We start from the raw sequence: 24,152 nt of genomic DNA, 5'->3' as shown, positions 1-24,152 counted from the left end.
GTTTGCCGTGGATGTGTGCGTCACCGTGCTGATCCGCCCCCGCGGTCTTCGTCCTATTGTCGGTTTATTTGTATACGCATGGGTGGCGACGTCATCGGCCGGGGGTGCCGCCCAGCTCCGCGCGCAGCGAGCGCGCCGCCGCGACCAGGTTCTCCAGCGACGCCCGCGTCTCCGGCCACCCACGGGTCTTCAGACCGCAGTCGGGATTCACCCACAGCCGCTCCGCCGGAATCGCCCGCAGCCCCTCCCGCAGCAGGGCGGCCATCTCGTCACTGCCCGGAACGCGGGGCGAGTGGATGTCGTACACCCCCGGCCCGATCTCACGCGGATAACCGGCAGCGCGCAGCTCCGCCGCCACCCGCATGTGGGAGCGGGCCGCCTCCAGACTGATCACGTCGGCGTCGAGGTCGTCGATCGCGGCGAGCACGTCACCGAACTCGGCGTAGCACATGTGCGTGTGGATCTGGGTGTCCGGACGTACGCCGCCGGTCGCGAGCCGGAACGCCTCGGTCGCCCACGCCAGGTAGGCGGGACGGCCGCCGGCACGCAGCGGCAGGGTCTCTCGGAGGGCGGGCTCGTCGACCTGGATGACCGAAACGCCCGCCGCCTCCAGGTCGTTCACCTCGTCGCGCAGCGCGAGGGCGACCTGGCGGGCCGTCTCGGCCGGTGGCTGGTCGTCACGGACGAAGGACCAGGCCAGCATGGTGACCGGACCGGTGAGCATGCCCTTGACCGGCCGGTCGGTCAGGGACTGGGCGTACCGCGTCCAGCGCACGGTCATCGGCTCGGGGCGCGAGACGTCACCGGCGAGGATCGGCGGGCGGACGTAGCGGGTGCCGTACGACTGGACCCAGCCGTGCCGGGTGGCGAGGAACCCGGTGAGCCGCTCGGCGAAGTACTGCACCATGTCGTCGCGTTCGGGCTCGCCGTGCACCAGGACGTCGATGCCGGCCTTCTCCTGGAAGGAGATCACCTCCCGGATCTCCTTCTCGACGCGCTCCTCGTACGCGGCCGGGCCGATGCGCCCCGCCCGCAGATCGGCGCGGGCGGTCCGCAGCTCCGTGGTCTGCGGGAACGAACCGATGGTCGTCGTGGGCAGCAGCGGCAGGCGGAGGTGGGCGGCCTGCGCGGCGGCACGCCGGGCGTACGGCTGCGAGCGGCGCGTCTCCGAGTCGGTGACAGCCGCGGTACGGGCCCGTACGGCGGGGTCACAGGTGAGCGCCGAGCCGGCCCGGGCACCCAGGACGGCGCGGTTGGCGGCCAGTTGGGCGGTGATGGTGTCGGCGCCCTCGGCCAGCCCGCGGGCCAGGGTGACGATCTCGTCGGTCTTCTGGCGGGCGAAGGCCAGCCAGCGGGCGACCTGCGGGTCCAGGTCACGCTCGGCCGCCACGTCCAGCGGGACGTGCAGCAGCGAGCAGGAGGCGGCCACGTCGACCCGCCCGGCGAGGCCGAGCAGCGTGCCCAGGGTGGCGAGGGACCGTTCCAGGTCGTTGATCCAGACGTTGCGGCCGTCGACGACGCCCGCGACGAGCCGCTTGCCCGGCAGGCCGCCGGCGGCGGCCAGATCGTCCAGGTTGGCGGCCGCCGGACCGGTGAAGTCCAGCGCCAGCCCGTCCACGGGCGCCTTCGCCAGCACCGGGAGCGCCTCGCCGAGCCGGTCGAAGTACGTCGCGACCAGCAGCCGCGGCCGGTCGGTGAGGGCACCGAGGTCACGGTAGGCCCGGGCGGCGGCGTTCAGTTCGGCCGCCGTACGGTCCTGGACGAGCGCGGGCTCGTCGAGCTGCACCCACCCGGCACCGGCCGCCCGCAGATCGGCCAGCACCTCGGCGTACACGGGCAGCAACCGGTCCAGCAGCGTGAGGGGTACGAAGCCGGCCGGCGCGTCCGGGGCGGGCTTGGCGAGCAGCAGGTACGTGACGGGCCCGACGATGACCGGCCGGGCGGTGTGCCCGAGGGCCAGCGCCTCCGTCAACTCGGCGACCTGCTTGGCCGAGTCGGCGGCGAACACGGTGTCCGGACCGAGTTCGGGCACCAGATAGTGGTAGTTGGTGTCGAACCACTTGGTCATCTCCAGCGGCGCCACGTCCTCGGTGCCCCGGGCCATGGCGAAGTACCCGTCCAGCGCGTCGGCGGCCACCGCCTCCCGGTGACGCACGGGAACGGCGCCCACCATGACGCTGGTGTCCAGGACATGGTCGTAGTACGAGAAATCGCCGGTCGGCACCTCATGGACACCGGCCTCGGCGAGCCGCTGCCAATGCGACCGGCGCAGCCCGGCCGCCGTGGCCCGCAGCTCATCGGCCGGAATACGGCCCTTCCAATAGCCTTCGACGGCCTTCTTCAGTTCCCGGTTCGGGCCCTGGCGCGGGTATCCGTACACGGTGGCGGTCACGGCACTCTCCTTCGCGAGTCGTGTGGGGCGACCCGGAGACCGGTCGCGGACACGCGAAGGAACGGCGGGCACGCCTCGGCCCGCTGCCACCGCCGACCCGCCCACGAGGTCACCGAGATCTCCGTACGCGTGTCTCACGTACGGGCAGTGGCAGGTCTTCGGACTCGCGAGCGCGCCTCTGCTGTGCAGGAGGCACCTACTGGCCGTCGCTTCCCGGACCCGTGTGGTGGACCCAGTGCTGATGACGGCGGTCGTTCCCGCTCACCGCTGCGGGGCAGTTCCGGATTCGCACCGGATTCCCTCTTACGACGCGCCTGCCTGGCTGACAGGGCGAACCAGCTGCACCCCTCACCCTAAGCGCTGCCCATGCTCCACAGCGCACGAATCACGCCAACCCCGCTCCGGGGGAGCGGACCGTTCGTCAGCCGCCCAGCCCGTGCCCCAGCCCCGGCGTGACCGGCAGCTCCACCAGCCCTGACCCCGGCGTGCCCGCGAACGCCGCCGGCGCCAGCGGCTCCTCCTCCACCAGCAGCGGGCCCACCAGGTCCGGCGGAACCGTGGCGTGCGGCAGCGCCGCCGACAGATGCGCGGCCGCGAGCGTCGCCACGCCCAGCTCCGGCATCGTGCCGACCTTCACCGCGAGCCCCGCCGTCTCGGCCAGCGCCGCGATCTGCCGCGCCCGGTACAGCCCGCCCACCTTCAGGATCTTGATGTTCAGTACGTCGGCGGCGCCCCGGCGAACCACCTCCAGCGCGTCGTGCGCCGACTGCACCGACTCGTCCGCCATCACCCGCACCCCGCCCCGCGCGCGCAGCGCCGCGAGTCCCTCCAGGTCCCAGCGCGGCAGCGGCTGCTCCACCAGGTCCAGCCCGGCGTCCGCGAGCCGGGCCACCGTACGGGCCGCCTCGCCCGGGGCGTACCCCTCGTTGGCGTCCAGCGACAGCTCCACCGACTCCGGCACCGCCTTGCGTACGGCGGTCACCAGCTCCACGTCGAGCGCCGGATCGTCGCCGCCCTTGAGCTTGATGTGCCCGAACCCGGCCGCCGCGTACCGGGCCGCCTCCTCCACCATCTCGTCGACCGTGCCCAGCCCCACGACCCACGTCGTCGGCACCGGCCCGCCCACCCGCCCGCCGCCCAGCAGCAGGTGCGCCGGCCACCCGGCGGCACGCGCCGCGAGGTCGTGCAGCGCCAGGTCCAGCGCCGCCTTGGCCAGGTGCTGGCCCCGGATGGCGGCGTCCATCGCGGCATGCGCGCCCGCCAGGTCGCGCGGGTCACGGCCGACGAGCGCCGGAGCGACATGTTCGGTCACCGCCGCGCTGAGCCCCGCGAGAGTCTCGCCGGTGTACGCGGTCATCGGCGACGCCTCGCCGAAACCCGATGCCCCGTCGGCCGTCCGGACCTCCACGACGAGACTGACGAGGTCGGGGCTGGTGCCACTGCTGATGACGAACGGGCGGCGATAACGGGCACGGACGACACGGGTGTGGAACGAGGCGATTTTCACGCGCGAGCTCCTTCGTCTCCGCCGTACGGCGTTCCCACCGTGGCGGCCTGCGATGTGGGGGGTTTCGGCCCAGGCCGTAATCCGCGATCCACGGGCTACAGACGGACCTGGTAGACGATCGGGGGACGGCCGGTCTGCCCTTCCTGGCGACTGCCGGTCGGTACGGCTATCCCGGCCCGCTCCAGCCGCTTGAGGATCCGGCGGGCCGTGCGCTGCTGCACGGACAGGTGCTCGGCGACCCGATGGGCGGTGACCCCCGCGCCCCCGTCCGCCGCGGTCAGCTCCCGCAGCCGGTCCAGCGTCTGCGGGTGCAGGCCCACCCGCCGGGCCAGCAGCGCGGGCCCCTCCGCCGGCCTGGCGTGCGCGGCGTGAGCGGCGCCCACGGGATGCGCGGTGCCTGCGGGGTGAGCGGTGCCCGGGGTGCCTGCGGTGCCTGCGGCGTGCGCGGGTGAGCCCGCGGGTGAGCTTGGGGAGCTGGGTGAGCCCACGGGGCCGATTGCGCCACGCGAGGCTGGCGCGCCTGGGGTGCCGGTGGAGCCGGGCGCTCCCGCGGAGTCGCCCGAGCCTGGTGAGCCTGCGGAGCCGGTCAAGCCAAGGGAGTTCGGCGAACCGGCCGAACCGGCCGAACCGGCCGAACCGGCCGAACCGGCCGAACCGGCCGAACCGGCCGAACCAAGGGAGTTCGGCGAACCGGCTGAACCAGCCGAGCCGGCTGAGCCACCTGAGCCGGCCGACCCCGCCGACCCAGCCCCACCCGCCGAGCCGTCCGCGCCTGCCGAGTCCGACGCGCCATCCGAGCCGGCCGACCTCACCGAACCGACCGCGCCCGCCGCGCCGTCCGCGCCCGCCGACCCAGCCCCACCCGCCGACCCGACCGCGTCCACCGCGCCCGCCGAGCCGACCGACCCCGCCCCACCTGCCTCACCCACCGACCCCGGCGCGACGCCCGCCGCACCCGGCGCGACACCCGCCGCACCCGGCGCGACGCCCGCCGCACCCGGCGCGATGACGATGTCGACGTCGTCAGCCATCGACACCACACCCGCCGCCGCACCCGCCGCCATGCCCACCCAGCGTGCCCGGTTGACGGCCCGTCGGGCCAGTGCCTCGGCCTCCGCCGCCGTACGGCCCACACCGAAGCCCACATGCGCGGTGCCGTGCCGGGCCGCCAGGCCGTCGAGGAACGGGAGACGAGTGAACCGCTCCGTCGCCGTCTCCAGCACCCCGCGCGTCGTCACCACCAGCCGCCGCCCGTCCGGAAGCTCGGCCAGGCTGCCGCCGAGCACCCGTATGTCCTCCGGCAGCCGCGCGTCCGCGCCCGCGCCCGGCAGGTCGACGATGCCCAGCACCACCTGCGCGTCCCCGCTGTGCTGCCCGGCCGTGGCCAGGACGAGCGCCTGAAGGGTCGCCAGTATCGAGTGCCGGGACGGGGCCAGGCGCACGGCGTGCGTGTGCTGCTCCAGCACGTGGAACGCCGAGCCGAGACAGGTGATGGCCACCCGGGCCTTCTTCGCGTCCCGGGCGTCCAGGTGGAAGTCGACGACGTCCTCCGAGGTCAACCCCGGCCGGTACGGCAGCACCCGCACCCGGTCGGTGGGCAGCTTGGCCTCCGTCATCGTCTCCAGCACCTCGTCGCGGCGCAGGGTGTCGATGGACACCCGCGACACGTCGTGCCCGAGCCGCAGCAGTTCGACGAGCGCCCGCAGCAGCGTGGCGCCGTTGTACGGCACGTACATCGCCGGCCGGTCCAGTACACCCGCCGCGTCGGCCAGCGCGTGCGGCACGACCCCGGTGAACAACAGCGCGTCCGCCCGCGACCGCGCGCCCGTCACCACCGCGGTGGTCTCGCCCTCGTGACGGTACGGCAGCGGCAGCAACCGGGCGGATCCGGGCGCGCGGCCTCCGACCGCGACCACCTTCTGGACCAGGTCCTCGGGACCTATCACGCCGACAGTGAGCGGCATGGCCGGTCTCCGTTCTGCTGGGCGTTTCGCGTCAAGGGCGATTCTTGCGAAGCCTGCGTTACGCCTGATTGACGGCCGTCGGCAGGGGTTCTACTTTCGGCCCAGGCCATAATCGCGTGCTGCCGAGAGGATAATCCCCCGATGCCGCAACGGGAAATGCCGCTGCCCACAGTTCTGGATCCCCGGGGAAGGACGTTCGGCGAGGAGGAACGCGCAGCGGTGCTCCGGGTCCTCGACTCGGCCGTCCTGTGCGGGGCGTTCGGCCAGGAGGCCCGGGCGCTGGAGACCGAGATGGCCCGGCTGTACGGGCGCGCCGAGGCCGTGTCCTGCAGTTCCGGCACCGCGGCCCTGCACCTGGCCGTCGCCGCCGCCGGAGTCGGACCCGGCGACGAGGTCGTCACCACACCGATCTCCGACTTCGGCACCGTCGCCCCGGTACTCGCCCAGGGCGGGCGGGTGGTCTTCGCCGACGTGACGGAGGACGACGGGAACCTCGACCCCGACGCCGTCGAGGCGGCCGTCACGCCGCGCACCAAGGCCGTCATCGCCGTTCACCTCTTCGGCGGCGCCGCCGACACCGTACGGCTCAAGGAGATCTGCGACCGGCACGGGCTGCTGCTCATCGAGGACTGCGCCCAGGCGTGGCTCGGCGAGGACGACGAAGGCCGGCTGCTCGGCACGCTCGGCGACATCGCCTGCTTCAGCCTCCAGCAGTACAAGCACATCACCGCCGGCGACGGCGGCCTCGCCATCACCGACGATCCCGCCCTCGCCACCCGGATGCGGCTGTTCATGGACAAGGGCTGGGACCGTACCGAGGGCCGCATCCACCGCACCATGGGCCTGAACTACCGGATGACCGAGCTCGTGGCGGCCGTCGCCCGCGCCCAGCTCACGCGCGTCGCCGACGTCGTCGCCCGCCGCCGCGCGAGCGCGCGGCGCCTCATCGAAGCCATCGCCGGCCTGCCCGGGGTGACGGTCCCTCAACAGAGGACCGGCCACGCCTGGTGGGTCGTCCCACTCCTCGTCGACGACAACACGCACTGGGCCCGGGCACTGGACGAGCTGGGCATCCCCGCCCTGCCCGGCTATCTGGAGCGGCCGCTGTACGCCAATCCGGCACTGTCCGGGTACCCGCCGGGCCTGTGTCCTCGCGCCGAGCGGCTCATCGACCGTACGTTGCTGGTTCTGCCGTGGAACGAGGCCTACAGCGAGGACGACGTGGACCGGATCGCGCAGGCGCTGGGGAAGGTCGCCGCATCATGAGCGAGTCACCGCAACGGACGTATGAATGGCTCCGGCCGTCACCCGAGGAGCACATCGGCTGGGACGTCGACGTGCTGTACGGGCCCTGGCCCCGCCACCACCGCGACACCGGCCTCGACGAGGTCCGCGCCCACCTGGCCCGTTCCCCCGTCGCGGGCGCCCTGGCCCTGTCCACCCGCGGCCCGCTCTTCGACGACGAGGCGGGCAACGCCGAGACGCTCCGCGACCTCGCCGACTGCCCCGAGCTCCTCCCCGTCGGCACCGTCGACGTACGCGATGCGCTCACCGCCGAGGACCGGCTCGACGAACTGGCCGCCGCCGGAGTCAGGTTCCTGCGGCTGTTCACGCTCGAACAGGCCGCCGAGCCCGGCTTCCCCGGCTACCGGCGCGTGGTGAAGCTGGCCATCGACCGCGGCATGGTGCTGCTCCACGACGGCGACCCGCGCCGCTTCGGGCCGCCCCTGATGGACCGCGGCGCCGACGTGATCTTCCTCGACCTGCACGCCTACCTGCTGGCCGACTTCCTCCTCATGGCCCGCGACGAACCCGGCTTCAAGGCCACCACCCGCATGCTGTCCGGCCCCGACTCCATCGAACGGGTCATCGACGCCGTCGGCCCGCGCCACCTCGTCTTCGGCTCCCGCACACCCTTCATGGACATCTCGCCACAGACGCTGAAGCTGCGGTACGCCGACATCTCGCCCGACGACCGCGCCACCATCGCCACCAAGAACGTCGAGGAGCTGCTCGCCTGATGCCGATCATCGATGTGCACGCCCACGTGGGCCGCTGGCAGTTCCACCTGACGACCGGCGACGCCGACACCAACCTCGCACAGATGGACCGCTACGGCATCGACCTCCAGATCGTCTCGGCCTCCGAAGCCGTGGTGTACGACGCGGTCGCCGGCAACGCCGTCCTCCGCGAGGCCCTGGAGACCCGGCCACGGCTGTACGGGTACGCCGTCGTCAACCCCAACCGCATCGAGGACAGTGCCGCCGACCTCCGCCGCTGCCTCGACACCGGCCGGTTCGTCGGCGCCAAGATCCACACCCACTACCCGGGGCGGCTGCCCGGCTGCCGCGAGATGGCCGAGGCCTTCGACGTGGTCGCCGAGGCCGGCGTACCGCTCCTCCTGCATACGTGGGGCCGTGAGGTCACCCTCCTCCCCGAGCTCGTGGAGGCCCGGCCCGGGCTGCGCGTGATCATGGGCCACGCGGGCGGCGACGCCTGGCGCGAGGCGGCCCACGCCGCGGCCGCCTGCGACCGCCTCTACCTGGAGCACTGCCGTACGGCCACGGACGCCGGCCGGATCGCGTACGCCCGCGAGGCCGGAGTCCCGATCGAACAGATGCTGTTCGGCACCGACGCGACACTGATCGACCCCTGCGTGTCCCTGGGCGTGATCCGGGACGCGCGGTTCACGGAGGAAGAGCTGGAGCGAGTGCTGTGGCGCAACGCGGCGGAGCTGTTCGGCCTGAAGGTCGGCACGGCTCTGCCACCGGTCGTGTGAGGCGATCCGAACCACCGGAACAGGAGAGGGACGCATGGAACGCAGGCGACTGCTCAACGCCGGAGCCGGGGTCACCCTGGCGGCAGTGGCGGGACAGACCATCACCCCCAGCGCGGCGTACGCCGCCACGACACCAACGGCCGGAACCGCACCGGCGGACGGCACCGGCACCGCCGGGCACCGCTGCTCCGGCGCCCCGATCTCCACGTACGGCGTCGCGTCCCTGACGGCGGCGATCGTCGGCACCACCGTCCTCGGCAACCACGCCTACCTCGTCGCCCGGGGACAGAACCCCACCCTCGTCGGCGAGATCGACCTGACGACGAGAAAGCTCAGCAGAACCTTCCGGCTCGACAGAGGCGACGGCGGCTGGGCCGCCACCGTCTCCGGCGGCCAGGTGTACATCGGCACCTACCCGTTCCCCGACATCCACCGCATCGACCCCACCACCGGCACCGCCACCCGCATCGGCACCATCGGCCCCGCCGGCGGCTTCGTCTGGTGCCTCACCACCGCCCCCGACGGCACGGTGTACGCGGGCACCAGCCCGCGCGGCGAAGTCTGGGAGTACAAGCCCCAGACCGGCACCCTGCGCAACCTCGGCGCCGCCATGGCCGGCGAACAGTACGTCCGCGCCATCGCCGCAGACGACACGTACGTCTACGCCGGCACCCTGCCGCGCGGGTTCATCGTCGCGTACCACCGCACCACCGGCGTCAAACGGAACGTCACCCCGACCCCGTACGGCGGCGCTTCCGCCCTCCTCGCCCGTGGCGGCCGGGTCCTCGGCTCCTTCGGCAAGTCCATCGTCGACCTGGCACCCGACGGCAGCGACGCCCATGTGATCCCCATCCCCGCCCCGGAACGCATCGCCGACGCCATGACGGTCACGTCCGACGGCACCCTCTACTGCGTCGGCCGCCCGAGCGGCACCGTCTACCGGCGCGACGGCGACACCCTCGTCAAGGTCGCCGCCCCCGCCACCGGCGACGAACACCGCGCCCTCATCCCCCTCACCGACCGCACCATGCTCGGCGCCGTGGGCAGCGGCCGGCTGTGGTGGCTCGACCTGCCGACGGGCAAGTCCGAGCTCGTCGAACTGATCGACATCGGCCTGTCCGGCCCCGACCCCGTCCAGTCCATCGCGTACGAGTCCGGCGGCACCGTCCACGTCGGCGGGCACTACTCCCTGACGACCCACCGGCCCTCGCACGGCACCTCCTCACGCATCAGGATCCCCGGCGAGCCCAAACAGCTCCGCGCCATCGGGGGCAAGGTGTACGCGGCGATGTACCCGAGCACCGAGTTCCTCGAAATCGACCCCCGCCGCGGCAGGATCCGCTCGATGGGCTTCATCGAGAACGACCAGCAGCGCCCCACCGACATGGCGTACGTCCCCGAACAGGACCTCCTGCTGGTCGCGAGCGCGCCCCCGGCCGGCGGCCTCAAGGGCGCCCTCACCCTGGTGGAACGCTCCCGCGGCAGGCTCACCGTCCACAAGGACGTCATCACCGACCAGAGCGTGATGTCCGTCGCCCTCGACGACCGCGTCGGCCACCGCACCGCGTACCTCGCCGGGGACACCTGGGGCGGCGGCAGCATCACCCCCACCCGGCCCAACGCCACGGTCGTCGCCTACGACCTGCGCCGCCGCACCGTGCTGTGGGAGGCCACCCCCGTCCCGGGCAACGCCAGCCTCCAGCACATCGAGGTCCACAACGGCATCCTGTACGGCGTCTACAAGCGGCAGTCGGGCAACTGGTTCGCCATGGACATCGAGAGCCGCGCCGTCCTCAGAACCGGCAAGCTCCCCAGCTACGGCGAGATCAGCGTCCACTTCGGGCAGGTGTACGCCTCGGTCTTCGGCGGCTCCGTCTACCGCCTCGGCCCGCTCGAAGGCGCGGACGGCGAAGCCGAACTGGTCCTCGGCGGACTGGGCGACGGCTGGTACAACCCCCCGCAACTCGCCTGGGAACGCGCCACCTGGCACGCCTGGGGCGTCTCCACCCGCGCCCTCGCCCGCCTCCGCCTCGACCCCCTGTGCCCCTCGGGCACCCCGTCGGAAATCACCGCCCAGTACGAGGCCATCCTGAAGGGCCTCCTGGCCAACTGACCCCCAGGCCGCCGGGGCCCCGTGGCGGGCCCTGGTCCTCTTGGGCCACCGCCCGGGCACCCCGCTGGAGCTTCGCCTCCCCCGGTGGGCCCGGTCGGGGCCCTTCCGGGCTCACCTCCTCGCGGTCGGCGGGGTGCCCACGCACTCTCGTCGCCGTATCTCGCCGCCAACCGCTGCGGGGGCGACTCTGCACGGCCCCTCTTCGCCGTGGTCGAAGCAGCCGCCCGCACCGGGCGCACCAAGGGCATCTCCACCCGCCTTCCCCAGACCCACCGGGCCGCAGTCGGCGTACGACCGGGGCGGGGCCGTGCAGGGTCGCCCCCGCAGAGGTCGGCGGCGTCAGAGGGGCTCGCCTTCGGACGTACCCAAGGCCGCCGGCCTCGAGGAGGTGAGCCCGGAGGGGCCACGCCCCCCACCCACCGGCCGTGGCCGCCCACGCGGGCGGGCCCCTCGGCCGGGCGGGCCCCCTCGGCCGGGACCTAGGCCGACTCGGGTGCGGCGTCCTTCGCGAGCGCCTCCAGGCAATCGACGACCGCCCGCCGCTCCGAGGCCGGCAGAACCGGCCCGTACGGGTCGTGCGCGGCCTCCTCGGGGATCAGCCCCTCCCACACCGCCGCCCACAGCATCCGCTGCACGTAGCCCTCGATGGGCGCGAGGAACGTGGCCTCCGCGAACCGGTCCAGCCGCGCCGAGGCCCGGACGAACCGCCCGTGGTCCCCCGCGCGCCACGCCTCCAGGACGGCCACCGTCAACGGCACACGGGCCGCCGCGATGCCCACCAGCGCCGTGTCCGCGCCCCACATCAGGGACGGCCCGAACATCCGGTCCTCACCGGTGATGACAAGGCGTCCGCTCCGCCGCGCGGCGGCGATCGCGTCCTGACAGGCCATCGCCCTGTCCAGCGTGGCCAGCTTGATGCCCACCGCCGACGGAAGCTCCAGCAGCCGGCTCACCAGCCCCGGCGGGTACGGATAGCCCCCCGCCTCCCCGTGCAGGAAGAACCCGACCACCGGCAGCCCGCTCTCCGACGCCACCCGTTCGTGCAACCGCACCGCCGCGTCGTCGTCCCCGTCCGACTGCGCCAGCGGATAGACCATCACGGCGTCCGCGCCGCCCTCCGCCGCCCGCACCGCCATCGCCACGGTCGCGTCCACCGCGGCACCCAGGTCCACCGCTCCGGCCGCGCGCGGCACGCCCACCCCCGCCACCACCGGCCCCCCGACGGCCGCCCGCCACACCGCGAGGACCCGGCGCCGGTCGTCCTCCGACAGGTACAGCCCGCGCCCCGTATGGGCCCACACCGCGACCCCGCCGATCCGCTCGGCGGCGATCCGTTCCGCGTACCCGCGCAGCGCCGCCAGGTCCACAATCCCCCGGGCGTCCATGGGCGTTGCCACCGCCGGCAGGACGGTGCCGCGCAACCGCCCTACCAGGGCCTCAGAAGCCGACATGGGCGTGCTCCCGTCTGTCGCGGTCGTCGTCGACACGCTAGCCTTTACGGTCCGGACCGTAAAGGAAGTCCGTAACGGAAGGGGCGGCGCTCCCATGCGACTCGGCCTGTACGTCAACCTCTACGCCGACCAGGCCGACCGGCCGCGCCTCGCCGACGCCGTCGAGCAGGTACGCCTCGCCGAACAGGCGGGCTTCGCCTGGGCCGTCCTCGGCGAACGTCACCTGCACCGGCCCGGCTACCACGAGGCCGTCACCTCCCTGGCGTACCTCGCCGCGCACACCGACCGGATCGGCCTGGCCACCGCCGGGCTCATCGCGCCCGTCCACCACCCGGTGATGCTGGCCGAGACGCTCGCCCACATCGACGTCCTCTCCGGCGGCCGGCTCACCGCCGGTTTCGTGCTGGGCTACCGCCCGGAGGAGTTCGCGCTGTACGGCACCCGGCCCCAGGAGCGCGTGTCGCGCTTCGAGGAGTGCCTGGAGCTGCTCACCCGGCTGTGGACCGAGGACAAGGTCACCCACCAGGGCCGCAGGTACGCCGTCGAGGACGCCTTCCTGTCGCCCCGGCCCGTCCAGACCCCCAGGCCCCGTATCTGGAACGGCGGACGCGTGCCCGCCGCCCTGGAGCGGACCGCCTGGACGTGCGACGGCTGGACGACCTCCTTCAACGAGACCGACGAGGAACTGCCCAAGAAGATCGCCCTCTACCACTCCTTCCCGCGCGGCCCCCGCTCCCTCGGCGCCGAGGTCATCGTCTGCCGCGAGGGGTACGCCGCGCCCACTACCGCCCAGGCCCGCACCGCCCTGGAGGGCCCGCTGCGGGGGCTGTACGACGCGTACGGCGACTGGAAACGCACCTCCGCCGACGCCGCCCGCTACGCCCAGCCGTGGGAGGACATCGCCGCCCGCTCGGTCATCGGTTCGACCGCCGAGTGCGTGGAACGGATCGGCCGGTACGAGGAGATGGGCGCCGACGGGATCGTCCTCCGCATCCAGCCGCCCGGCATGCCCCAGGCGGACGCGCTGCGGTCGATCGAGGCGTTCGGCGCGCTCACCTCCTGAAGCGGCGGCGGACGACTCGTGACGCCCGCGCGACGTACGCCACCGCCGCCCCCTCCGCCATCAGCATCGACTGCCGCACCCACACCACGCTGTCCTCCGCCGCCTCCGCGACCGGACAGGGCGCCGGCGAGGTCACGTACGGCAGCCGGCTCAGCGACCGGTAACCGGCGTCCAGCGGCACCCCTTCGGCGGCCATCGCGGCGAGGAACTCCGCCTTGGGCCGGCCGCCGAACGCCCCGGAGTCGTACCGCAGCATCGCCAGGTGCCAGGTGTGACGCGTGGTGCCGGACAGTACCGGGACGAGGTCCAGGCCCGGTACGTCGCCGAGGGCCTCGGCGAGCGCGGCGGCACCGCGCGTACGACGGTCGATCCAGCCGTCCAGCAGGGTGAGCTGCGGGTGCAGGAGCGCCGCCTGGAACTCCGTCATCCGCAGGTTCCAGCCCATCTCCGGGTGGTCGTACCAGCCGCCCTGCGGCCTCCGGCCCACGTTGTGCAGCGCCCACACACGCTCGTACAGGGCACGGTCGCCGGTCACCACGATGCCGCCCTCGCCGGCCGTCATCGCCTTGCCCGACTGGAAGCTGAAGCACGCCACGTCCCCGAGCGAGCCCGCCGGCCGGCCGTGCCGCGCGGCCCCGTGTGCCTGGGCCGCGTCCTCCACCACAGGGAGCCCCAGGGCGCGTAACGCCTCCGTGTCGGCGGGCGCGCCCGCCAGATGCACCGCCATGACCGCCTTCGTACGCGGCCCGATGAGCGCCCGTACGGCCACCGGATCGAGGTGCAGGGTCTCCTTCGTGACGTCGGCGGCGACCGGGACCGCCCCGGCCAGCACCACGGCCGTCGCGCTGGCGACGAACGTGTACGCGGGCACGATCACCTCGTCCCCGGGGCCGACGCCCAGCGCCCGCAGCGCCAGGAACAGGGCCACCGTGCCGTTGACGGTGCACACCCCGTGCGCCGCCCCGGCACGCCGTGCGAACGCCGCCGCGAACTCCTCGGTCGCGGTGCCGCTCGTGGCCCCCCACCGGCCGCTGTCCAGCACCCGCAACAAGGCCCGGCGCTGCTCGTCGGTCGGGGGCGGCGGCCACGAGGGCCACTGCGGTGTCATGCAACGCCCTTGAGGAGCCGGTCCATGGTGCCGTGCAGGACCTGCTCCCGGTCCGCCTCCGCCAGGTCGGCGAGCAGTACCCGGCCGAGCCCGGTCCGCAGGTCGAGGAAGACGGCGTCCGACCCGAACGCCACCCGGCCGGCCCCGGCCTCGGCGACCATCCGGGTGAGGTGACGCGCCGTCATCCGGGACCCGCAGGTCTCCAGCACCAGGTCGGGGCAGCGCGCCGCGGCCTCCACGGCGGGGCGGAAGCCCTGCGGGAACAGCCCCGCGTGGCCCATCAGCAGCGGTACGCCGGGGTGGCGGGGCGAGACGGCCGCGAAGTGGCGGGCGTCGGACCAGGCGCTGCCGTGCTGGCTGTGCGCCAGGACGAGCCGTCTCCGCTCGGCGGCCACCTCGAACGCGGGCGTGTACGCGCGGTCGTCGAGCGCCGTCTCGTGCACCTCGGGGTGGAGCTTGACGCCGATGACGCCCGGTACGTCCAGCAGGTCCCGCAGCCGCTCGGGGGCTTGTGGGTCGTGCGGCTGGTACACGGCCCAGCCGAGCAGCCGGCCCGGGTGCGCCTGGAGCGCCTGGACCAGCAGGGCGTTCCCGGCGCGCGCGTCGGGGCCCACCGCCAGCAGGTGCGACACGCAGGCGGTGGCGACTCCGCACCGGTCCATCGTGGCGACCAGGCTCTCCGCCGACCCGTCCGGAATGGCGAACGCCGGCCACCGCCCGATGTGCCCGTGCGCGTCGATGACGTCCATGGCCGTGCTCATGGCGCATGCCCCATGAGCCGCAGCGCGTTGCCGCCCGCGATGAGCGCCGCGTCCGCCTCCGGCAGGTCCAGGGTGTCCAGCAGGTAGCGCGGCCCGGCGTCGTCCGTGACCGGCGCGCCCGTCCCGAACAGCACCCGGTGGGCGCCGTACCGCTCGGCGATCCACTCCACCTGGCGGTGGCCGCAGAGCGTCGACGTGTCGACGTACAGCGAGGGGTGGGCCTCCAGCAGCTCGGCGAGCTCGCGCAGTGCGCGGTAGCCCGTACCGGTCAGGACGACGCGCGGCGCGGGCGTGGCGGCGGCCAGCCGGTGCACCTCATCGGCCGTCACCTCGTCCCACGCGAGCAGCACGGTCGTGCCGCTCTCCGCCAGCTCGGCGACCAGCACGCGCGCGTGCGGGCCGGTGACGGACCAGCCGTGCAACCGGGGGCAGAGGCGCACCAGGGGCGCGCCGCCCGTCCACGGGCCGGTGCCGAGCGGCCCCGGTACGAGGACCGGTACGGGGCACAGCCGCCGGTCGCCGATGAGCGTCAGCTGCTCGTTTCCGTCGCGGGGGTCGCCATGGACGGCGTACGAGTGGATGACGCACGCCGTGTCGATGCGCAGCCGCTCCAGCTCGGCGACGAGACCGGTCTCGTCCTTGCTGGGTACGTCGTCGTGGGGGAGTGGCCCGAGGGTGCGGTTGATGTCGACGGTCAGGGTCATGACTTCAGGCCGCTGGTGGCGATGGAGTCGGTGAGATACCGCTGGAGCAGGCCGAAGACCAGCAGGCAGGGGATGACGGTGATGGTGGCGCCGGCCATGATCTGGTTGATCGTGACGTTCTCGCCCTCCAGCGTGGCGAGGCCGACCGTGAGCGTACGCATCGCCTCCGACTGGCCGATGACGAGCGGCCACAGGAAGTCGTTCCAGTGCCAGAGGAAGACGAACACACCGAGGGTGGCGAGGACCGGCCGGATCAGCGGCAGTACGACGGTCGTGAAGACCCGCCACTCCGAGGCTCCGTCGATCTTCGCCGCCTCGAACAGCTCGTCGGGCAGCTGCACGATGAACTGCCGCATCAGGAAGACGGCCTGCGAGTTGGCCAGGGTCGGCACGATCAGGCCCCAGTACGTGTCCACGCCGCCCATCTCGGAGACGAGGATGTAGTACGGGATGAGCGTCGCCTGGAACGGCACCATCAGGGTCGCCAGGAACGACCAGAACAGGATCTCCCGCCCCGGGAAGCGCTTCTTGGCGAACGCGTACCCGGCCATCGAGGCGAACAGCAGGATGAGCAGCACCGACACGAGCGAGTAGATGAGCGAGTTGAGCGCCCAGCGGGTGATGTCGGCGCTCTGGAGGACGTCGGTGAAGTTCCGCAGAGTCGCGCGGGTGAGGTCGAAGGCGCCCGGCAGGGTGCGGCCGCCGGGTGGCGCGAACGCCACCAGCACCATGATGACGAAGGGGGTGACGGTCACGAACGCGACCAGGACCAGCAGGACCGGCAGCCTCAGCCGCGCCATCAGTCCTCCTCCCTTCCGATGAGCCGGCGCTGAATGAGCGAGAAGACGAGCACGATGAGGAACAGCACGAGGCCGACCGCGCTCGCGTAGCCGAAGTCGAAGAACTTGAATCCCGAGTCGTAGAGGAAGTACACGAGCGAGTAGCTGGCCCGGACGGGGCCGCCGGCGGTCATCACGTACATCGCGTCGAAGACCTGGAAGGCCTGGATGGCCTCGATGACGAGGACGAAGAACAACACCGGACGGAGGAGCGGAAGCGTCACCCAGCGGAAGCGCTGCCAGGCGCTCGCGCCGTCGATGGTGGCCGCTTCGGTGACCTCGCGCGGGATGGACTGGAGCCCGGCGAGGAGGATCAGCATCGAGTAGCCGAAGCCCTTCCAGGCGGAGGCGGCCGCGATGGAGGGCAGGACGAGCGAGTCGTCACCGAGGAAGTCGACGGGGCCGGTGCCGAGGACGCCGAGAGCCGTGTTCAGCAGCCCGTCCTCCACCTCGTAGATCCACTTCCAGATGACGGCGGCGAGCACGATGCTCGTCACGTACGGAAGGAAGAACAGGCCACGGAAGAAGCCGCGCAGCCAGAGCGTGCGGTGCAGCAGGATGGCGGTGCCCAGCGCGAGCAGCACGGTCATGGGCACGTACAGCGCGGTGTAGACGGCGGTGACGCCGAGGCTCTCCCAGAACAGGTCGTCCTGGAGGAGCCGGGTGTAGTTGGCGGCTCCGATGAAGTCCCACTCGCCGCTGAGTCGGTAGTCGGTGAGCGACAGGAACGCGGCACCGAGGGTGGGCCCGAAGCGGAAGACGAGGAACAGCACGAGCATCGGCGCCACGAACGCCAGCCCCACCAGCGCCTCCCGCCGCCGCACGGGACTCCGCCGCCGCGCTTTCCGCCCCGCCGCCGCCCCGCCGGGCGTGCCGCCTTCCGTGTCGCCGGGCGTGCCGCCCGGTGGGCCTGGTGGCAGGGGGCCGGGAGCACCGCCGGCCAGGGGCCCGGCCACGCCCGGGACGGCTTCCGGCGCCGCGCCGGCCCCGGCACCCGGCACGGTGCGCGCAACGGCGGCCGGTACGGCTTCCGGTGCCGGGTGCCCCGCGCCGGCGCCCCCCGGCGCTTGTGCGGCGTCGCCGTAACCCGCGCGGGTGTCCGCGACCGGCCGGCGCAGAGGCGTACCGTCCCCGGAACCGCCACGCCGAGCGGCCTCCGGCGCGCCGGAGGCGGCGGCCGTCGCCGCCGCGGGCTCCGGGTGCCCAGGCCTTCCGCCGGCGGGTGCCGCACCCGCACCGGTCTCGGCGCCCGCGCCGTCCACGCGCGCCCCGCCCCCGGGGGTGCCGCCCCCGGGGGCGCCGTCCACGGGCGTGCCGTCCAGCGGCGTGCCGTCCGCGTCCGGGTGCCGTCCGGCGGCATCCGTTGCTCCGTCGGGGGCGGGCCCGGGGCCGTCGCGCTCCGGCTCGTCGGGGGACGCCTCGCGGGGCTCGACTTTGCTCAACGCTGCCGCGCCAGCAGGTCGTCGCCTTCCTTGGCAGCCGCGGCCAGCGCCTGCTCAGGTGTCTTCTTGCCGGTCAGCGCCGCCTGGATCTCCGGCGTGATGAGTGCCATCAGCTGGCGGGCGGCGGGGTGAGGCTCGCCGGGGAACGTGTGCGCGAGGGCCGCTTCGTACTCCTTGGCGAAGGGGCTGCCGTTGGGGACGGTGACGTCCGTGCGCGGGGAGAAGAACCCGCCCGCCTTGCCCATGGACGCGATCTGCGCGGGCTCGGTCATATAGGCGATGAACTTCTCCGCGCCGGCCAGGTTCTTCGTCCTGGCGTTGATGCCGAGGCCGCCCGGCATGCCGAAGCACACCTGCTTCTTCGGCCCGGCGAGGGCGGGGCCGACGATCACGTTCTCCTTCCCCCAGGTCTTCTCGGCGAGCGCGGCGTCGGAGGGCGTGTTGGTGTAGCCCATCGCCACCTGTTCCTTGCCCAGGGCATGGTCGGTGAAGAGGTTGGCGTTGGTCAGCGCGGACCGGGGCACGGCGCCGTTCTTGTAGAGGCCGACGAGGAAGGTGAGCGCCTCGACGCCCTCGGGGCTGTTGAACGCCGTCTTCTTGCCGCTCTCGTCGAACACCTTGCCGCCCGCCTGCCACAGCAGCGGGTAGAAGCTCATGTTGAGCGACGCCTCATTGCTCGCGGAGTAGTCGAGGGTGGCGACCCCGGCCTGCGTCAGCTTCGGCGCGGCGGCCTTCAGGGCGTCCCAGGTCGCGGGTGGTTCCTTTATCCCCGCCTTGTCCAGCAGTTTCTTGTTGTAGAGCGTGCTGGTGACGGTGTGGTAGATCGGCGCCGCGTAGACCTTGCCGTCCTGTGTCATGGCTTCGAGGGCGGTCGGCCGGAAGGCGGCGCGGGACTTCTCGATCGCCCGGTCCACGGGCTGGACGGCGCCGTTCGCCTGGTACTGGGGGATCTGGTCGGGGCCGAGCAGCACCACGTCGGGGCCCTTGCCGCTGCCGAAGGCGGTGGCGAGCTTTTGGTCCCGGTTCTCCCAGGGCAGTTGCTCGATGGTGAGGTCGAGGTCTTTCTGGGCGGCTTCGAAGCCCTTCTCGATGCCGTCCCAGTACGCGGCGTTGGCCTTCGGATCCATGATCACCGGGTACATCCAGACGGTGACCTTGTTCGACCCCGCGCCGCTGTCACCGCCGTTGCAACCGGCCGCGGTGAGCGCGGTCAAGGTGAGAAGTGCGAGAGGAACGGTGGCGCGCTTGAACCCTGTCTTCATGCTGGGCCTCCGGAAGGCCTGTCAAAACCTGGACAGTTTCGGCCTGGGCCGAAAGTAGCTGGGCTGTTTTGCACTGTCAATGCTGCGCGGCCGCGCCGTACGAGGCCACCCGGCAGGCCACCGCGATGGCCCTGGAGCAAGCCCCCCACTCTTTCGGATGACACGTCACTTTCCGGCCCGCGGACGGTACGTGTGCCGGACACGGGTGTCGCAGTTGGGCCGAACGGGTGAGGGGGGTGAGGATAGGAGTATGAGTAGGTACGAGAGGTACGACGTCACCGACGAACAGTGGGAGGGCCTGGCGCAGGTCGTTCCGCTGCGGGGGCGCAACGAGTGGCCTTCGAGGGTCGACCACAGCACGATCCCGCAGGACTACGAGGCCGCCGAGCAGCGCCGCATGGTCGTCCTCCGGGTGCAGGTCTTCGCGGACGCGCGTGAGGTCGCCGAGTACCTCATCGCGCAGATCCCCGTCCTGCTGGACCTGACCGCGGCCGACTCGGACGTCGCCAAGCGGATCCTGGACTTCAGCAGCGGCGTGGTCTTCGGGCTCGGCAGCGGGATGCACCGCGTCGACCGGAACGTCTTCCTGCTGGCGCCGGCGGGTACCGAGGTCGAGGGCGTCGCCGCCGCGGCGGTTCCGCATTCCTAGGCGGTTCCCTCGTTCGTAGGAAGGCTGTTCGGGCGGAACGGTTCAGCATGCCGCGTCCTCATACGGTCCGAGCATGCACGCAACCCACCCCGCCTCCTCCTTGCCGTCCTCCGCCGCGCCCGCCCGCCCCGCCGTCACGGAACTGCGGCTGTCCGCCTTCAAATCGCACCGCGGTGCCGCCTTCCGGCTCGCGCCGGTGACGCTCTTCGCGGGGGCGAGCGGCACCGGCAAATCGAACGCGTTACAGGCGTACGAAGCACTCGCCCTGCTCGGCGCGGGCGCCACGCTCGCCGGAGCCTTCCCGGACCCCGTCGGATGCGTGCCCGAACGCGCGGAGGCGGACGCAGAGGGGCGGCGCGGGTTCCGGATCGGCTGCACCGTGGACGGCCCGGCCGGGCCTGTGCGCCTCGACCTGGCAGTCCAGGCCGAGCCGGAACTCCGGGTCGTGGGGGAGCGGCTGACGGGCGGTGACGGGCGGACGCTGCTCACGACGGCGCTGCGCGACCCGGGCCGGCGCACCGTGCAGGCCGAGTGGCACACCGCCGGCTCGGTACCGGTCACACGTGCCCCGCTCCCCGGCGACCGGCTCGGAACGGCGCTGCTTCCGCTGCGGGTGGCGGGCAAGACCGAGGGGCAGCGGCGCGTGCTGGCCGCCGCCGAGCAGGTCGTCGTGGCGCTCCGCTCCGTCTTCCCGTGCGACCCGCAGCCGCAGCGGATGCGGCAGCCCGTGGCGGCGGGCGAGGGACGGCTGCGGCGCGGCTGCGACAACCTCGCCGAGGTCCTCCACCGTACCCGTACCGCCTGCCCGCGCAGGCACGCACGGCTGGCGGCGGTCGCCCGGGCGGGCTGCGCCGGCCCGGTGCGCGACCTGGACGTCGAGGAGCTCGCCGACGGAACGGTACGTGCGGTGCTGGGCCGCGGCGCGGACGGCGGCATGCCGGTCGGGCGGCTCGGCGAGGGCGAACTGCGCTACCTGGCGCTCGCGCTGGTGCTGCTCACCGGGCCGGGTGTGCTGGCCATGGACCCGGCCGCCGAGGTCCCCCATGCGATGCAGACGCTCACCGTGCTCGCCGACGGTTTCGACCGTGGCCTGGACCGGCGCCAGACCCGCGAACTCGCGGCGCTGGCGGCGCAGATCTGCGGGGATGGACACATCCGGCTGGTCGGGACGGTCGGCGAGGCGGGGGCGAGGGCCGCGCGGGGGCGGGCCGGAGTGACGGTGGTAGACCTGAATCCGTGACAGAACTGGATCTGCAGGGATTGCAGCGCAGGCTCGCCGAGTTCGCGGCCTCGCGGGAGTGGCAGCCGTACCACACGCCGAAGAACCTCGCGGCGGCGCTGAGCGTCGAGGCCGCCGAACTGCTGGAGATCTTCCAGTGGTTGACGCCCGAGGAAGCCGACCGGGTGATGGACGACCCGGAGACGGCGCACCGAGTGGCGGACGAGGTGGCCGACGTCCTCGCCTACCTGCTCCAGTTCTGCGGTGTGCTGGGCGTCGATCCGCTGGCCGCGCTCTCCGCGAAGATCGACCGGAACGAGGTGCGGTTCCCCGTCGGACGGCCGCCGGGGCGCGCCGCACGGGCGACGCGACAGCCCGATCGTCACTCTACGGAGTGATCAACTTATTCACACTGAGCTTCCTGTCCACAGATTTCCGAATTCCCCTGGCTTTTGGGTCCATCCAGCTTCACTCTGGGTAGTGAACAGATGGGCGGACAGTCGTACGAACGGGGGCGGCGTACATGGATGCGGAGCGGCTCATCCTGACCGGCCGGCGCGCCCTGGCGGACAGCCGGGTGGCGCTGGACATCGTGGCGGAGGCCTGGCAGGCACAAATGCTCGCGCAGGCGATCGGCAGCCACCTGGCGCTGTCCGGCCCGCCGGAGCTGAGGGGCGAGGCGCGCGGCCTCAGCGAGATCGGCAGCCGCGGCGGAGCGGGGCCGAATCACCCCGCGCGGGCACTGCGGCTCACGGAGATAGCGAACGTACGGGGCGCGTTACTGAGCCTGGGCGCGCTGCTCGGCGAGGTGGGCATCGCGCTCGTCGGTGTCGCGTGCGCCACGGACGAGGAGGGGCTGTACTGGCAGTGCATCGAGGCGATCGACGCGGCGGACGAGGCCGGCGACCGGGTGCGCGTCATGCTCCGCCGCCTCGCCGTCCGCGAGCACGCCAGACCCCCCGACCCCGCCGACTCGGCGGCGGGCTCCGCCTGACCCGGGTCCGGCCACGCCGCCGGCGCGGTCGCGCCAGGGCCTGTCGCGGTGCGCCCTGTGCCCGGCGCGGGCCGGAGAGACCCAAGGCTCGGCGCCCGGTCGGCGCCGGTGCGGGCCGGGCCGGGCCGCTGAGCGCGATGGTGCCGGGGGGTGACCTCATGCACGGGGTGGTGCGGAGTGGCGGGGCGCATCGGAGCCCGACCGGCGGCGGTGCGGGCCTCGGTCGCAGAGCCGCCCGGGGCGGTGGGGCGGACGCCGGGTGGTGGGGCCGAGTCGACGGGGCCCAAGCCGGCGGGGGCTTCGGCAGAGCCGCCCTTGAAGCCCGCCGGGCGCGGGGCTGGGGGCGCGCGGTCCGGGAAGCCGGCGGGGCGCGGGGCGGGCGCGTCGTTCGGGAAGCGGATCAGGGGACGGGACTGGGTGCGCGGTCTGGGAAGCCGACCGGCGCGGGGCCGCCGCCGGGGGTGGCCCGGCGGCGGACAGGGGCCCGGTGCGGCTCAGAGGGGGGTGGGGCCGGTGTCCGGGGTCGGGGGCGTCCCGGAAGAGCAGTCTGGCGAGGGGAGGCGGTCGGCCGAGGACTGCAGGTCGGCATCGAGTTGGGACAGGTCGGCGGTCAGCGCCGCCATCAACTCCTCCATCTGCTGCAACAGGCCCTTCGGGTGCTCCGGCGCGGCCTGCTCGGGCACGGCTTCCTGGGACATGGCGGCCTCCTCGGCCCAGGCCCTCCCCGACGGAGGAGGGCGGCAAGAGAGAACGACGCGCCGACATCCGCCGCCGACGCGCGGGCCGGGCGGTCCGGCTCCGCCCGAGCCAACGACGCGTACGGGCCGCGGGTCACTGGCGGCGACACGCGGGGTCGCCGGTTCGATCAGGTTCACCCGGCCAGGAAGGGGAGGTTGACGGTCGTCCGACGGTGCAGGATGGAGGTATGGATCTTCGAATCTTCACGGAGCCCCAGCAAGGGGCCGACTACGACACCCTGCTCACCGTCGCGAAGGCCACCGAGGACCTCGGCTTCGACGCCTTCTTCCGCTCCGACCATTACCTCCGCATGGGATCCGTCGACGGACTGCCCGGCCCCACGGACGCCTGGATCACCCTGGCGGGGCTCGCCCGGGAGACCAAGCGGATCCGGCTCGGCACGCTGATGACCGCCGGGACGTTCCGGCTGCCCGGCGTGCTGGCCATCCAGGTCGCGCAGGTCGACCAGATGTCCGGCGGCCGGGTCGAACTCGGGCTGGGCGCCGGTTGGTTCGAGGAGGAGCACAAGGCGTACGGCATCCCCTTCCCCAAGGAGAAGTTCGCCCGCCTGGAGGAGCAGCTGGCGATCGTCACGGGCCTGTGGGGCACGGAGACCGGAAGGACGTTCTCGTACGACGGGAGGTACTACCAGCTCACCGACTCACCCGCGCTGCCCAAGCCCGCCCAGGCCAAGGTGCCCGTCCTGATCGGCGGGCACGGGGCGACGCGCACACCCCGGCTGGCCGCGCGGTACGCCGACGAGTTCAACATCCCGTTCGCCTCCCTGGAGGACAGCGAGCGGCAGTTCGGCCGAGTACGGGCGGCCGCGGAGGAGGCCGGGCGCAAGGCCGACGACCTCGTGTACTCCAACGCGCTGATCGTCTGCGTGGGCAAGGACGACGCCGAAGTGGCCCGCCGCGCCGCGGCCATCGGACGGGAGGTGGAGGAACTCAAGGCGAACGGCCTCGCCGGCTCGCCCGCCGAAGTCGTGGACAAGATCGGCCGGTACGGAGCCCTCGGTGCGTCCCGGATCTACCTCCAGGTCCTGGACCTGGACGATCTGGACCACCTGGAGCTGATTTCCTCGCAGGTCATGTCCCAGCTCAGCTGAGCAATCGCGACCTGGAAAAACCCATGGTCGGGCGGTGCGCACCGGGCGATACTCGG

The 24,152-nt window shown here is 73.1% G+C and carries 21 protein-coding genes and 1 riboswitch; of the genes, 10 read left to right on the top strand and 11 right to left on the bottom strand.

Annotated features, from left to right (window positions below):
* Positions 1 to 91: 91 nt before the first annotated feature.
* The 3 genes from metE to BKD26_RS41505 form a co-directional block, all read right to left on the bottom strand.
* Entirely contained in the window at positions 92 to 2,392 is a 2,301-nt protein-coding gene (metE, locus tag BKD26_RS24115) for a 5-methyltetrahydropteroyltriglutamate--homocysteine S-methyltransferase (RefSeq protein ID WP_107417971.1), read from the bottom strand.
* A gap of 131 nt (positions 2,393 to 2,523) precedes the next feature.
* A riboswitch (cobalamin riboswitch) is annotated at positions 2,524 to 2,747 on the bottom strand.
* 66 nt (positions 2,748 to 2,813) lie between these two features.
* On the bottom strand, positions 2,814 to 3,899 hold the full coding sequence (locus BKD26_RS24110; protein ID WP_084901882.1) for an enolase C-terminal domain-like protein: 1,086 nt from the start codon (positions 3,897 to 3,899) through the stop codon (positions 2,814 to 2,816).
* 95 nt (positions 3,900 to 3,994) lie between these two features.
* Entirely contained in the window at positions 3,995 to 5,863 is a 1,869-nt protein-coding gene (locus BKD26_RS41505; RefSeq protein WP_241518802.1) for a hypothetical protein, read from the bottom strand.
* Positions 5,864 to 6,004: 141 nt separating this feature from the next.
* On the opposite strand from BKD26_RS41505, the gene BKD26_RS24100 reads away from it, so the two are divergent.
* From BKD26_RS24100 to BKD26_RS24085, 4 genes are read left to right on the top strand one after another with little or no spacing between them, the layout of a single operon-like run.
* The gene (locus tag BKD26_RS24100) at positions 6,005 to 7,129 is read left to right on the top strand and encodes a DegT/DnrJ/EryC1/StrS family aminotransferase (RefSeq protein WP_241518801.1); all 1,125 of its coding nucleotides are present in this window, start codon (positions 6,005 to 6,007) and stop codon (positions 7,127 to 7,129) included.
* Positions 7,126 to 7,884: a hypothetical protein gene (locus BKD26_RS24095; RefSeq protein WP_084901877.1), complete on the top strand. Its 759-nt coding sequence runs from the start codon at positions 7,126 to 7,128 to the stop codon at positions 7,882 to 7,884. Before BKD26_RS24100 ends, BKD26_RS24095 begins: the two co-directional genes overlap by 4 nt.
* Positions 7,884 to 8,642 (top strand): amidohydrolase family protein, encoded by a 759-nt coding sequence (locus BKD26_RS24090; RefSeq protein WP_084901873.1) that lies wholly within the window; start codon positions 7,884 to 7,886, stop codon positions 8,640 to 8,642. The genes BKD26_RS24095 and BKD26_RS24090 overlap by 1 nt, the downstream gene beginning before the upstream one ends.
* 34 nt (positions 8,643 to 8,676) lie before the next feature.
* Positions 8,677 to 10,755, top strand: coding sequence for a PQQ-binding-like beta-propeller repeat protein (locus BKD26_RS24085; protein WP_084901871.1), 2,079 nt, complete (start codon positions 8,677 to 8,679; stop codon positions 10,753 to 10,755).
* Positions 10,756 to 11,234: 479 nt separating this feature from the next.
* On the opposite strand, the gene BKD26_RS24080 is transcribed toward BKD26_RS24085, so the two are convergent.
* Positions 11,235 to 12,206, bottom strand: a complete 972-nt coding sequence (locus tag BKD26_RS24080; RefSeq protein WP_084901867.1) for a dihydrodipicolinate synthase family protein — start codon at positions 12,204 to 12,206, stop codon at positions 11,235 to 11,237.
* A gap of 94 nt (positions 12,207 to 12,300) precedes the next feature.
* Here BKD26_RS24080 and BKD26_RS24075 point away from each other — a divergent pair, with 94 nt between their 5' ends.
* Positions 12,301 to 13,269: an LLM class flavin-dependent oxidoreductase gene (locus BKD26_RS24075; protein ID WP_084901864.1), complete on the top strand. Its 969-nt coding sequence runs from the start codon at positions 12,301 to 12,303 to the stop codon at positions 13,267 to 13,269.
* Here BKD26_RS24075 and BKD26_RS24070 read toward each other — a convergent pair.
* The 6 genes from BKD26_RS24070 to BKD26_RS24045 are packed head-to-tail and all read right to left on the bottom strand — an operon-like array spanning position 13,259 to position 19,385.
* Entirely contained in the window at positions 13,259 to 14,377 is a 1,119-nt protein-coding gene (locus BKD26_RS24070) for a DegT/DnrJ/EryC1/StrS family aminotransferase (RefSeq protein WP_084901861.1), read from the bottom strand. The two genes, BKD26_RS24075 and BKD26_RS24070, sit on opposite strands and share 11 nt — an antisense overlap.
* Positions 14,374 to 15,138 (bottom strand): amidohydrolase family protein, encoded by a 765-nt coding sequence (locus tag BKD26_RS24065; protein WP_107417970.1) that lies wholly within the window; start codon positions 15,136 to 15,138, stop codon positions 14,374 to 14,376. The genes BKD26_RS24070 and BKD26_RS24065 overlap by 4 nt, the downstream gene beginning before the upstream one ends.
* Complete coding sequence (locus BKD26_RS24060) at positions 15,135 to 15,842, bottom strand: amidohydrolase family protein (RefSeq protein WP_084901856.1); 708 nt, start codon at positions 15,840 to 15,842, stop codon at positions 15,135 to 15,137. Before BKD26_RS24060 ends, BKD26_RS24065 begins: the two co-directional genes overlap by 4 nt.
* A complete protein-coding gene (locus BKD26_RS24055; RefSeq protein WP_084901853.1) occupies positions 15,839 to 16,642 on the bottom strand; it encodes a carbohydrate ABC transporter permease in 804 nt (267 codons plus the stop codon). Before BKD26_RS24055 ends, BKD26_RS24060 begins: the two co-directional genes overlap by 4 nt.
* Positions 16,642 to 18,123, bottom strand: coding sequence for a sugar ABC transporter permease (locus tag BKD26_RS42285; RefSeq protein ID WP_347105403.1), 1,482 nt, complete (start codon positions 18,121 to 18,123; stop codon positions 16,642 to 16,644). The genes BKD26_RS24055 and BKD26_RS42285 overlap by 1 nt, the downstream gene beginning before the upstream one ends.
* Positions 18,120 to 19,385, bottom strand: coding sequence for a sugar ABC transporter substrate-binding protein (locus BKD26_RS24045; RefSeq protein ID WP_084901851.1), 1,266 nt, complete (start codon positions 19,383 to 19,385; stop codon positions 18,120 to 18,122). The genes BKD26_RS42285 and BKD26_RS24045 overlap by 4 nt, the downstream gene beginning before the upstream one ends.
* A gap of 250 nt (positions 19,386 to 19,635) precedes the next feature.
* Between BKD26_RS24045 and BKD26_RS24040 the strand changes: the two genes are divergently transcribed.
* The 4 genes from BKD26_RS24040 to BKD26_RS24025 all read left to right on the top strand — a co-directional run bounded on the left by BKD26_RS24040 (position 19,636) and on the right by BKD26_RS24025 (position 22,247).
* Positions 19,636 to 20,034, top strand: coding sequence for a cell division protein SepF (locus tag BKD26_RS24040; RefSeq protein ID WP_073755241.1), 399 nt, complete (start codon positions 19,636 to 19,638; stop codon positions 20,032 to 20,034).
* Positions 20,035 to 20,107: 73 nt separating this feature from the next.
* Entirely contained in the window at positions 20,108 to 21,274 is a 1,167-nt protein-coding gene (locus BKD26_RS24035) for a biotin transporter BioY (protein ID WP_084901848.1), read from the top strand.
* Positions 21,271 to 21,651: a nucleotide pyrophosphohydrolase gene (locus BKD26_RS24030; protein ID WP_084901846.1), complete on the top strand. Its 381-nt coding sequence runs from the start codon at positions 21,271 to 21,273 to the stop codon at positions 21,649 to 21,651. The genes BKD26_RS24035 and BKD26_RS24030 overlap by 4 nt, the downstream gene beginning before the upstream one ends.
* 125 nt (positions 21,652 to 21,776) lie before the next feature.
* The gene (locus tag BKD26_RS24025) at positions 21,777 to 22,247 is read left to right on the top strand and encodes a DUF6099 family protein (protein ID WP_084901843.1); all 471 of its coding nucleotides are present in this window, start codon (positions 21,777 to 21,779) and stop codon (positions 22,245 to 22,247) included.
* Between the two features lie 494 nt (positions 22,248 to 22,741).
* Here the strand turns inward: BKD26_RS24025 and BKD26_RS24020 are convergent, their stop codons facing one another.
* Complete coding sequence (locus BKD26_RS24020; RefSeq protein ID WP_084901841.1) at positions 22,742 to 22,945, bottom strand: hypothetical protein; 204 nt, start codon at positions 22,943 to 22,945, stop codon at positions 22,742 to 22,744.
* Positions 22,946 to 23,172: 227 nt separating this feature from the next.
* Here BKD26_RS24020 and BKD26_RS24015 point away from each other — a divergent pair, with 227 nt between their 5' ends.
* Entirely contained in the window at positions 23,173 to 24,096 is a 924-nt protein-coding gene (locus BKD26_RS24015; protein WP_084901838.1) for an LLM class F420-dependent oxidoreductase, read from the top strand.
* The last annotated feature ends 56 nt before the right edge of the window (positions 24,097 to 24,152 follow it).

The organism is Streptomyces sp. CB03238 (assembly GCF_002099185.1).
GTDB lineage: Bacteria > Actinomycetota > Actinomycetes > Streptomycetales > Streptomycetaceae > Streptomyces.
This window is presented reverse-complemented; position numbering and strand designations above follow the sequence as displayed.